Annotated in this window: 8 protein-coding genes; 4 read left to right on the top strand and 4 right to left on the bottom strand. The window is 44.5% G+C overall.

Translation table 11 applies throughout. The annotated features are described in order from the left end of the window. Positions 1-353: 353 nt before the first annotated feature. The 3 genes from rapA (at position 354) to ACED60_RS20500 (ending at position 5,175) form a co-directional block, all read left to right on the top strand. On the top strand, positions 354-3,263 hold the full coding sequence (gene rapA, locus ACED60_RS20510; RefSeq protein WP_102250497.1) for an RNA polymerase-associated protein RapA: 2,910 nt from the start codon (positions 354-356) through the stop codon (positions 3,261-3,263). A 180-nt stretch (positions 3,264-3,443) separates the two neighbouring features. Then, positions 3,444-4,178: a pseudouridine synthase gene (locus tag ACED60_RS20505; protein WP_371728338.1), complete on the top strand. Its 735-nt coding sequence runs from the start codon at positions 3,444-3,446 to the stop codon at positions 4,176-4,178. A 34-nt stretch (positions 4,179-4,212) separates the two neighbouring features. Further along, a complete protein-coding gene (locus ACED60_RS20500) occupies positions 4,213-5,175 on the top strand; it encodes a D-2-hydroxyacid dehydrogenase (protein ID WP_371728337.1) in 963 nt (320 codons plus the stop codon). Between the two features lie 92 nt (positions 5,176-5,267). On the opposite strand, the gene ACED60_RS20495 is transcribed toward ACED60_RS20500, so the two are convergent. From ACED60_RS20495 to argR, 4 genes are all read right to left on the bottom strand, one after another. Further along, positions 5,268-5,705, bottom strand: a complete 438-nt coding sequence (locus ACED60_RS20495) for a universal stress protein (RefSeq protein ID WP_029222921.1) — start codon at positions 5,703-5,705, stop codon at positions 5,268-5,270. A gap of 107 nt (positions 5,706-5,812) precedes the next feature. Then, positions 5,813-8,392 (bottom strand): TRAP transporter permease, encoded by a 2,580-nt coding sequence (locus ACED60_RS20490; protein WP_009847836.1) that lies wholly within the window; start codon positions 8,390-8,392, stop codon positions 5,813-5,815. 255 nt (positions 8,393-8,647) lie between these two features. Further along, a complete protein-coding gene (locus ACED60_RS20485) occupies positions 8,648-9,616 on the bottom strand; it encodes a TAXI family TRAP transporter solute-binding subunit (RefSeq protein WP_009847835.1) in 969 nt (322 codons plus the stop codon). 343 nt (positions 9,617-9,959) lie between these two features. After that, complete coding sequence (gene argR, locus ACED60_RS20480; RefSeq protein ID WP_004735909.1) at positions 9,960-10,430, bottom strand: transcriptional regulator ArgR; 471 nt, start codon at positions 10,428-10,430, stop codon at positions 9,960-9,962. Positions 10,431-10,762: 332 nt separating this feature from the next. On the opposite strand from argR, the gene mdh reads away from it, so the two are divergent. Then, complete coding sequence (gene mdh / locus ACED60_RS20475; protein WP_009847834.1) at positions 10,763-11,698, top strand: malate dehydrogenase; 936 nt, start codon at positions 10,763-10,765, stop codon at positions 11,696-11,698. Positions 11,699-11,811: the final 113 nt, after the last annotated feature.

The following is an 11,811-nucleotide window of genomic DNA, read 5'->3' as shown; positions in this document are numbered from 1 at the left end:
TTAGTATCTGATTCTAGTGATAGTCAACAATTCACCTAAACTTCATTTGAGAGCTGCATTCTGCTCTCCATAGAATAACCATGATTTTTTGACAGTTTGATTGCACTTATGAAAACAGAAAAAAAGTATGAAATCGTCTCCTTTAGGCGTGACCTAAATCACAGCATCGAGTAAGATTAGCGACCTTTTTCTGCACCATTTTCTCAAGATATTTATTATTAAGAGCGCACTTAAAAAGTGGCTGCAAACTAGGCATTTTTGGCTATATTTTTAGTTCAAGAGCAATAACGTTCTTGTTTGAAATTGCAGTTAGAAAGACCAAATTCCAACTATAAGATTGAGGTAGTCGATTCATGACATTTGCTTTGGGGCAACGCTGGATAAGCGATACGGAGAGCGATTTAGGTTTAGGTACCGTTGTAGCAATGGATGCTCGCACAGTGACAGTAATGTTTGCTGCGTCAGAAGAAAACCGCGTCTATGCACGCACAGATGCTCCCGTAACCCGAGTGGCGTTCAATGTAGGCGATGTCATCGAATGCCAAGAAGGTTGGTCTTTATCTGTTGAAGAAGTTATCGAAGATAAAGGGTTATTGACTTATTTAGGTACTCGTGAAGATACTCAAGAGACAGAGGTGACTCTGCGTGAAATCTTTTTAAGTAACCAGATCCGCTTTAACAAGCCACAAGATAAGCTGTACGCAGGTCAAATCGACCGTATGGATAACTTTGTGTTGCGCTACCGTGCTTTAAGCAACCAATACCAACAACATAAGAGCCCAATGCGCGGCTTGTGTGGTATGCGTGCAGGTCTTATCCCTCATCAGCTTTACATTGCTCATGAAGTCGGTCGTCGTCACGCTCCGCGCGTTTTACTGGCTGATGAAGTTGGCCTAGGTAAAACCATAGAAGCGGGCATGATCATCCACCAACAGGTGTTGTCTGGCCGTGCTGAACGTATTCTGATTGTGGTTCCTGAAACTCTACAACACCAGTGGTTAGTAGAGATGATGCGCCGTTTCAACCTGCACTTCTCTATCTTTGATGAAGAGCGTTGCATAGAATCTTTCGCAGAATCAGATAATCCATTCGATACACAGCAATACGTTCTGTGTTCTTTGGATTTCCTACGCAAGAGCCGTAAGCGCTACGAGCAAGCACTTGAAGGTGAGTGGGATTTGTTGGTTGTCGATGAAGCACACCACCTTGAGTGGAGCCAAGACAAACCGAGCCGCGAATACCAAGTGGTTGAAGGATTAGCTGAAAACACGTCTGGTGTATTGCTACTGACAGCGACCCCTGAACAGCTTGGTCGTGAGAGTCACTTTGCGCGTCTGCGTCTGCTTGATCCTGATCGCTTCTACGATTACGAAGCATTCGTTGAAGAAGAAGACCAATACGCGCCAGTTGCTGATGCCGTAACGGCATTGTTCTCTGGCGTGAAGCTTGAAAACAGCGCGAAGAACCAGATCACAGAGCTTCTGTCTGAGCAAGATGTTGAGCCTCTATTCCGCGTGATTGAAGGCGATAGCAGCGAAGAAGAGCAAGCCTTAGCTCGCCAAGAACTGATTGATAACCTTATGGATCGCCATGGTACTGGCCGTGTTCTTTTCAGAAACACACGTGCTGCAATCAAAGGCTTCCCTAAGCGTAATGTAAACCTACTGCCGATGGACATTCCAACGCAGTACACAACCTCGATGCGTGTATCGGGCATGATCGGTGGCAAGATGGCACCAGAAGCTCGAGCGATGAAGATGTTATATCCAGAAGAGATCTTCCAAGAATTTGAAGGTGAAGACTCAAGCTGGTGGCAGTTCGATTCACGTGTGAACTGGTTGATTGAAAAGATTCAAGACAAGCGCAGCGAGAAGATCCTAGTGATCGCGTCGCGTGCGAGTACTGCTTTGCAATTAGAGCAAGCACTGCGTGAGCGTGAAGGCGTGCGTGCAACGGTATTCCACGAAGGCATGTCGATTCTAGAGCGTGATAAAGCTGCTGCTTACTTTGCTCAAGAAGAGGGCGGTGCTCAGGTGCTTATCTGTAGCGAAATCGGCTCTGAAGGTCGTAACTTCCAGTTTGCTAACCAGTTGGTGATGTTCGATCTTCCGTTTAATCCGGACTTGCTTGAGCAACGTATTGGTCGTTTGGACCGTATCGGACAGCTGCGTGATATCGACATTCATGTTCCTTACCTAAAAGGCACATCGCAAGCGATTCTAGCGCGTTGGTTCGATGAAGGTCTGAATGCATTCGCAGAGACTTGTCCTACTGGTCGCACAGTTTACGATAAGTATTCTGATGTACTGATTGAAATGCTGGCTTCTGGTAACACCGAGCAGCTTGATGAAGTCATTGAAGAATCAGCGAAGCTCAATCAAAGCCTGAAATCGGATCTAGAAAAAGGCCGAGATCGCCTACTAGAGATGCATTCAAATGGTGGCGATAAAGCCCATGAGATTGCAGAGAAAATTGCTTCTACCGATGGTGATACCAACCTAGTATCGTTTGCTCTAAGCCTATTTGACACCATTGGTCTGAACCAAGATGACAAAGGTGAAAATGCGCTAGTCGTGACACCTTCTGAACACATGATGGTACCAAGCTACCCAGGCTTACCTTATGAAGGTGCAACGATTACGTTTGACCGTGAAACCGCGCTTTCTCGTGAAGACATGAATTTTATTAGCTGGGAACACCCAATGATTCAGGGCGGTATTGATCTGCTATTGAGTGAAGGTGTGGGTGCGTCTGCGGTATCTCTACTGAAGAATAAAGCGCTGCCAGTGGGCACAATTCTGCTTGAGTTGGTTTACCTTGTTGATGCACAAGCGCCAAAGCGCAGCGGTATCAGCCAGTTCCTACCTAAGACTCCGATTCGCTTGATGATGGATGGTCGTGGTAACGATTTATCTGCTCAGGTTGAATTCGATAGCTTTAATCGTCAACTAAGCCCGGTAAACCGTCATTTAGCGAGCAAGCTAGTGAACTCGGTACAAGGTGAGATTCACAAGCTAATCGAAGCCGGTGAGACGCATGTACTTCCGAAGGTTGAAGAAGTTCGTCAACAAGCTCAGAAAGATATGCAAACTAACTTGAACGGTGAGTTAGAACGTCTACAAGCGCTTAAAGCGGTGAACCCTAACATTCGTGATGAAGAGTTAGAGGTTATCGAAGCTCAAATCAATGAACTGACAGGTTACATCAGCAAAGCTCAGGTACAGCTCGATTCGCTACGTTTGATTGTGGTTTCACACAACTAATTTTAAATTAGCGAAATGCTTTAACGAAATAAGGCCTTCATTACGAAGGCCTTATTTGTATCTGTAGTTTGGTTAAACTGTAGCTTGGTTAAAGCTTAGCGCTCGATTATATTCCTATCGAGTGATCAATCGCGAAATGAAGTAAAAAATCAAAACTTCCTTAGTAGTTAAGAGGCTCTAATGGCGTTAGAACAGTACACACCACCACGAGAACCGTGGACTGATATTGTCTATCAAGATGATGATATTCTTGTGGTGAACAAGCCAGCAGGCCTACTTTCGGTACCGGGGAGACTGCCAGAGCATTACGACAGTATGTGGAGCCGGTTGATTGTGGATTTTCCGGAGGTTCAGGTTGTGCATCGGTTGGATATGTCTACATCAGGTTTGATGTTGCTCGCTAAACACAAACAAGCTGAGCGTCATTTGAAGAAGCAGTTTCAATATCGACTGACACACAAACTTTATTACGCACGAGTGTGGGGTTCAGTGGAAGACAAGGAAGGTTTGATTGACCTTCCTCTTATTTGCGACTGGCCGAATCGTCCTAGACAGAAAGTCTGTTTTAACGAGGGTAAACCATCACAGACTCGATATATCGTGGAGCAACAAGAGCCTCAAACGACATTATTGAAATTGCTGCTGATCACTGGTCGCTCTCATCAGTTGCGTGTTCACTGCATGGAACTAGGGAATCCAATTGTGGGCGACGAGTTTTATGCAACACCAGATGCGTTTAATTATAGCGATAGGTTAGCTTTACATGCGTGTGAACTGAGTTTTTATCATCCGGCTAATAATCAGTTTTTCAAAGCTTTCGTGCCATGTGATTTTTATCCTCAAGCTTCACCACAAATCGAACAGCACTTTGAAATTGCGCCAGAGCTTCCAGACTACAGTAAGCTAAAAGCTTAGAATGGTTAAACTAATACCAATGCAAGGACGTACAATGCCGAAGTTGAAAGTGGTCTTTCTCGACCGAGCGACCATCCCATCTCAAATACATTTAAAACCTCTTAGCTTTGAACATCAATGGGTTGAGTATGAATTCACTTCGCCGGAGCAAGTGTCTGAACGAGTTGAAGACGCTGATGTGGTTATTACCAATAAGGTTGTGCTCAACGAATCGAATTTAGCTCAAGCACAACAACTTAAGCTAATAGCTGTTTCAGCAACGGGTGTGAACAATGTCGATGTAGAGTACTGCAAGGGTAACAATATCGCAGTGGCTAACGTACAGGGCTACGCGACTCAATCGGTACCTGAACATGTTATCGCGATGCTGTTTACGCTTAAGCGAAACCTCGTTGGTTATCATCAAGATATCGAGACAGGCGAGTGGCAAAAGGACAAACAATTCTGTTTCTTTACTCATTCGATTCAAGATGTTGCAGGCAGTACATTGGGCTTAATCGGGAGTGGTAGCTTAGGGCAAGCGACCGCGATATTAGCAAAAGCGATTGGTATGAATGTCATCTTTACTGAGCGTAAAGGGGCAGATTCTTGTCGAAAAGGGTATCTACCTTTTGATACGGTGTTACAGCAAGCGGATGCGATCAGCTTACATTGTCCATTAACTGAAGCGACTCGAAATCTGATATCGGAGCGAGAGCTTACCATGATGAAACCAAGCGCGGTGTTAATTAATGCTGGCCGTGGTGGATTAGTCGATGAGCAAGCCTTGGTCGAAGCTTTGAAAAGTAATGATATTGCTGGTGCAGGCATGGATGTGTTCACACAAGAACCCGCAGATAATTCGAATCCACTATTGGCTAACAGCCACTTACCTAATTTACTGCTAACACCACATGTGGCGTGGGGCAGCGACAGTTCAATTCAAAAACTGTCTGATATCTTAATCGATAATATTGATGGGTTTGTTGCAGGTAATCCGCAGAACTTAGTGAGTTGATTGAAGAATTGAATGGTGCAAGCACAAAATAAAAAAAGGTTGGCTTTTAGGCCAACCTTTTTAGATTTAGATCGTTGTGTCGATTAAGTGATTTAGCCTTGCGGCTTAACTACCAATACATTGATTGGTGAATTCTGTACGACTTTACTCGCCACTGAACCCAGTACCACTTTGTCGATTTTCGAGCGCTTATGACTAGGCATCACGATAAGATCTGCCCCTAGTTTCTCTGCGCAATCAAGAATCGTTGTGTAGGTCTTGCCTTCGGCAACGTGAACTTTATAGATCACATCATCGTCGATATGCTTATCAGCAAATTCTTTCAGCTGATTTTTAACATCAAGCTTCATTTGGTTTGCTGCGTCTTTCGGGAAGTAAGACGCTACCATCGACATGTGGATGCCCGGTAATACGTTCAGAATGTGGATCTCAGCATTACTGTGTTTCGCGTGCCATACCGCTAGCTCGACCGCTTTATCAGAAAAGCCTTTGTCGTTAAGATCAACGGGAACAAGGATTTGTCTATACATGTATTCGTCTCTTTTTGAGCAGCGCCGAGTACATACCAAGCGCTGTAATTATCTTTTCCATGTAGTAAAAAAGCCAAATAGAGTAGAGCGCTATTTGGCTCTATCCATTACGCGCTAATCTCATCCTTACGAGCACGCCTTCTTTGGTTCATCGCTAAACCAATCAAAATTAATAGGGCAGGTAAGAATACCCACTCTTTCATTGGTCGTTCTGCATCTTGGATAACGGATTTAATTTCCCAATCAAAGTCAATGCCAGCGGCTTCAGCAGGGCTACCAAACTCAACCATATCAACAATCATCTTGTCGTCAGCTTGGGTCAGCATTAGGCCCATTGAAGCAATGCGGTCTTCACTTGTTGTCGCAGAATCTTCAAACGGAAGGCGAACTGTTTTCTCTGAATAGTTACCTTCTAAGTTTTCGCCACCGACTCTCAATTCAAGTGATTGTCCCACAGATAGATTTTCTGTGATTTGAGCGATCTCAACTCCAGGTGAAAGAACTTTCTCTGGATAAATCATGTCCCACCAGAAGCCAGGGCGGAAGAAAGAGAAGGTCAGAACGATAAGCAGTATAGTTTCCCACCACTTGTTCTTAGTGAACCACCAACCTTGTGTCGCTGCTGCAAAGATAAGTACCGCAGTAACCGAAGAGAAAATCGTCAGTGCTAAGTGCCACCAAGAATCAATGCCCATCAACAGTAGTTGGGTGTTGAAGATGAACATGAACGGCAATATCGCGGTCCGGATATCGTAGGTAAAACCTTGGATACCGGTACGAATCGGGTCTGATTTAGCAATTGCAGCGGCCGCAAATGCAGCCAAACCTACCGGAGGTGTATCGTCCGCAAGAATACCGAAGTAGAACACGAATAAGTGAACCGCAATCAGTGGAATGATCAAGCCGTGCGCTGCACCTAAGGTAACAATTACTGGTGCCATCAATGTTGATACAACGATGTAGTTCGCCGTTGTTGGCAAGCCCATACCTAAGATCAAGCTGATTACCGCAGTGAATAACAACATTAGAATGATGCTACCGCCTGAGATGAACTCAACAAAATCGGTCATTACAAGGCCGATACCTGTCAGCGTTACCACGCCTACAACCGTACCAGCTGCAGCTGTCGCTACACCGATACCGATCATGTTACGTGCGCCTGAAACTAAGCTCTCTGCTAGGTCAACGAAACCTGCTTTAGTTTGCTCTGCAAGATCGTCTGATTTGTTCATCAGAGTCATTAAAGGACGCTGAGTGATCAGAATGAAGATCATGAACACGGTCGCCCAGAATGCCGACAGACCTGGAGAGAAACGTTCAACCGTTAAACACCAAACTAGAACTACGATAGGCAGTAGGAAGTGAAGGCCAGACTTAATCGTTGGGCCTGGATCAGGTACTTCTGTTAGGTTCTCGTCGATTTCCATGCCACCTTCAGCTGCGTATTTAGCAGAAACACGAACCAGAGCGACATAAGAGACTAATAGAGCAACAGTCACAATTGGTGTGGCTGCAGCGCCAAAGACATCTTTTGTCCAGCCGACACCGTAGTAAACCGCTGCACTGATGACACATAGGCCTAAGATAGTACCAGTGAAAGAGAGTAGGCTTTGCACGATAGTTGGTGTGTGACGACGAGGTAAGCCCGTCATACCTGCTTTACATGCCTCTAAGTGAACAATGTAAATCAGGGCGATGTAAGAGATCAGAGCGGGCAGTAGTGCTGCTTTGATTACTTCTACGTAAGAGATGCCCACATACTCAACCATCAAGAATGCTGCTGCACCCATGATCGGTGGTGTTAATTGACCATTGGTTGAAGCTGCGACTTCTACTGCACCCGCTTTTGTTCCCGGGAAACCAACACGCTTCATTAGCGGGATAGTAAAGGTACCTGTGGTAACTACGTTAGCAATCGAAGAACCTGATACCAGACCAGATAAACCAGATGCTACAACGGCTGCTTTCGCTGGGCCGCCCTTCATGTGGCCAAGCAGAGAGAATGCCACTTTGATGAAGTAAGCACCTGCACCCGCGCGCTCAAGCATTGCACCAAACAGTACAAACAAGAATACAAATGACGTTGATACGCCAAGAGCAACACCGAACACACCTTCTGTTGTTAACCACAGATGCGACATTGCCTTGTTCAGGCTCGCACCTTTGTGGGCGATAACGTCTGGCATGTGTGGACCGCCAAAGGTGTAAAGTAGGAAGACGGCTGCCACAACCATAAGAGGTGGACCTAAAGCGCGTCGTGTTGCCTCAAGCAGTAGAACCATACCGAATACGGCCGCAACAATATCGAATGTTGTTGGTGCACCCGAGCGTTCAGCGAGCTGAGTATAGAAAATATAGATATAAGAAGCTGAAAAGCTACCTACAAGCGCTAGTATCCAGTCGACAGCTGGGATGCGATCCCTAGGCGAATTCTTCATGGCTGGATAAGCGGTAAAGGCTAGGAAAATAGCAAACGTAAGGTGAATTGCTCGAGCTTCAGTGTCGTTTAAAATTGCGAAGTTAAAAATGAATGGCAGCGGAGATGCATACCAAAGTTGGAACAGTGACCAACATAGAGGCACAAACCATAAAATACGGCCTTGGATACCACGAGGGCTACGCGCACCAGTATCTGATTGTGCCACCATTTCTTGCACATCTGGAGACGGTGATGTTGTCTGCGTCATGTACTTTATCCTTATTATTGATGGTCTGCCTTTTGTTACGAACAACTAAACGTGATTTCTTTCCTATCTAGTGTAGTGAATGGATAGAGAAATGCGTTCTTTGTTCGTCTTTGTCTTAGGCTTGATACGAAGGTAAGTCCTCCAAATTGGAGAAACTTAAAGGGTTGTTCTTTTCACTTAAATTATTTTTATAAAACGTGAAAAGCCAATAAGGAGGACTAGCCTCCTTATTGGTTTAGTAGGCTTAAAGTAGAGTTACTTTAGAAGACCTACTTCTTTGTAGTATTTTGCGGCACCTGGGTGAAGAGGGATAGAGATACCCGCTTTAACCATGTCTTCTTTTTTCAGGTTAGCAAATGCTGGGTGCAGACGTTTGAATGTTGCGAAGTTTTCAAATACTGCTTTAGCAACGTTGTATGCTACTTCATCCGAAACGTCTGAAGTTGTTACCATAGTTGCAGCAACACCGAAGCTATTTACGTCAGCATCTGTACCGCGGTACATACCAGCAGGTACTGTGCTGTATGCGTAGTATGGGTTTTCAGCTACGATCTTGTCGATCTGTGGACCTGTTGCAGAAACCAGTTTTGCATCACAAGACGTTGTCGCTTCTTTAATTGATCCGTTCGGGTGACCAACCATGTAGATGAATGCATCAATCTTGTTATCACAAAGTGCTTGTGAACGCTCAGAACCTTTCAGTTCAGAAGCAAGCTTGAAGCTATCGTTAGTCCAGCCCATAGAGTCCATTACAACACCCATCGTTGCACGGTCGCCAGAACCAGGGTTACCAATGTTGACACGCTTACCAGCTAGGTCTGAAACATTGTTAATACCTGCATCGGTGCGAGCGATGATGTTGAACGGTTCTGTATGTAGAGAGAACATAGCACGAAGTTTCTTGTATTCGCCTTGGTCTTTGAACTTACTTGTACCGTTGTAGCCGTGGTATTGCCAGTCCGATTGAACAACACCGAAATCTAGTTCACCAGCACGGATGGTATTAACGTTGTAGATTGAACCGCCAGTAGACTCGACAGAACAACGAATGTTGTGGTCTTTACGGCCTTTGTTCACTAGCTTACAAATTGCACCACCAGTCGGGTAATAAACACCCGTTACTGAACCAGTACCAATTGTGATGAACTCTTGAGCGTTAACTGCGCCAGCGCCCATTACAGCAGCTGCAATAGCCCCAACTTTAATCAGTTTGGTAAATGCCATGAATTTCCCTTCCTTTATTCATTATTAACCCTGAAACAAGTGTAGTCGTTTCTGGAGTTTCCTATTTGGAAACGGCACCTTTTTCAATCCATGTGATGAAAAAGTGGCTGAATAATATCAAAAATTGGCAGAAAATTACTCAAATGTTAAAAGATATAGCGAAAAAATCTAACAAATGACGGTTGGATCTCGTGTTTGATTTGCTATTGAGTTTTTTAAAATCAATGAGTTAGTGATTTTTGGGAGAGGCGGGATAGATATCTTAGGATGTGATTTGGATCACGAACTAAATAGGTGTTTGTGATCCAATAGTAATGGCTGATAGTTATGAAACTGTGAGCAATTATCCTGCGTATTCAAACAGTTCGCATACAGAATCGAACAGTTGCTTAGTGGTAACTGATAAGGTTGGAGTAATGAAGATAGTATCATCTCCAGCAACTACCCCCAGTATGCCTTCTGACTTACCTAATGAATCTAATAAGCGAGCAATAAGCTGCGCGGCACCAGGGCCAGTGTGTATCACAACCAATGCATTGTTGTGGTCAATATCTAACACTAACTCTCTTAAAGAGCTCGAAACCGTCGGAACACCAAGTTCAGCAGGAAGACAGTAAACCATCTCCATTTTTGCATTGCGTGTTCGCACTGCGCCAAACTTAGTTAACATACGCGAAACTTTAGATTGGTTGATACTTTCAAAGCCTTCATGCTTCAGGGCATCGACAATCTCGCCTTGCGAACCAAAACGTTCTTCTTTTAGTAGTGATTTAAAAGCTCGAACTAAGTTGTCTTGTTTTTCTGTATTGCGCATATGTCATTCTTATTCATTAACAAAGATGTTTGCATATTCTCGCATACATATTCAGTTCTCGCCAAAATATCACGGTAATTTGTTAGTCATATCACTGTAAAAATTTAATAGGATAATGTGTTATTTAAGACGAGTTGTTTTGTCATTTCAAATGATTATCGCCATAATGCGAACTTGCTGTGTAGCACGGTTTTATTGACTTGCGCGAAGTCGCAAAGCTAGCGTTAATTGATTGTAATCACTTTGTGATTAATATAGTTTTTTAACTTAAATTTAGCTCAAGAATTACCCTACAAAGAATCTATAAGAGAAAGCTCTCAAGGAGAATAACAATGAAAGTAGCTGTTATTGGTGCCGCTGGTGGCATCGGTCAAGCCCTAGCCCTACTACTAAAGAACCGCCTGCCTGCTGGTTCAGATCTTGCACTTTACGACATCGCTCCGGTAACCCCGGGGGTTGCTGCCGATCTTAGTCATATCCCAACGCCTGTTTCGATCAAAGGTTACGCGGGTGAAGATCCAACTCCAGCACTTGAAGGTGCGGATGTTGTGCTTATTTCTGCGGGTGTTGCTCGTAAACCTGGTATGGATCGTGCGGATCTTTTCAATGTGAACGCTGGCATTGTTAAGTCTCTAGCTGAAAAAATTGCCGTTACTTGTCCTACTGCTTGTGTTGGTATCATTACTAACCCAGTAAATACAACAGTGCCAATCGCTGCTGAAGTACTTAAGAAAGCGGGCGTTTACGACAAGCGTCGTTTATTCGGTATTACTACTCTTGATGTCATTCGTTCTGAAACGTTCGTTGCTGAACTGAAAGATAAAGATCCAGGCGACATTCGTGTTCCTGTTATCGGTGGTCACTCAGGTGTAACGATCCTTCCTCTGCTTTCTCAAGTTGAAGGTGTTGAGTTTACTGACGAAGAAATCGCAGCGCTAACAACTCGCATCCAAAACGCGGGTACTGAAGTAGTAGAAGCTAAAGCGGGTGGCGGTAGTGCGACTCTATCTATGGGTCAAGCGGCTTGTCGCTTCGGTCTTGCTCTAGTGAAAGCACTTCAAGGCGAAGAGAACGTGATTGAGTGTGCCTACGTTGAAGGTGAAGGCGAGCACGCACCATTCTTCGCACAACCAGTTAAACTTGGCAAAGAAGGCGCTGAAGCGATTCTTAGCTACGGTGAACTGAGCGATTTCGAACGCAATGCACTAGACAGCATGCTAGAAACGCTAAATGGCGATATTGAGATTGGTGTTGAATTCGCTAAATAAGCGATAGATAACTGAACTCTGCTAAAACGACAGTTAACGAAAGCCGATCATTGCGATCTAATGCCGATCGTTTAAGAAGACTTGAACGATCTTGCAGTTAGCAGATAATCCCC

Source organism: Vibrio sp. 1F279 (assembly GCF_041439815.1).
Taxonomy (GTDB): Bacteria; Pseudomonadota; Gammaproteobacteria; order Enterobacterales; family Vibrionaceae; genus Vibrio; species Vibrio tasmaniensis_A.
The sequence above is the reverse complement of the archived record's forward strand: the minus strand, read 5'-3'. Positions and strand labels throughout refer to the sequence as shown.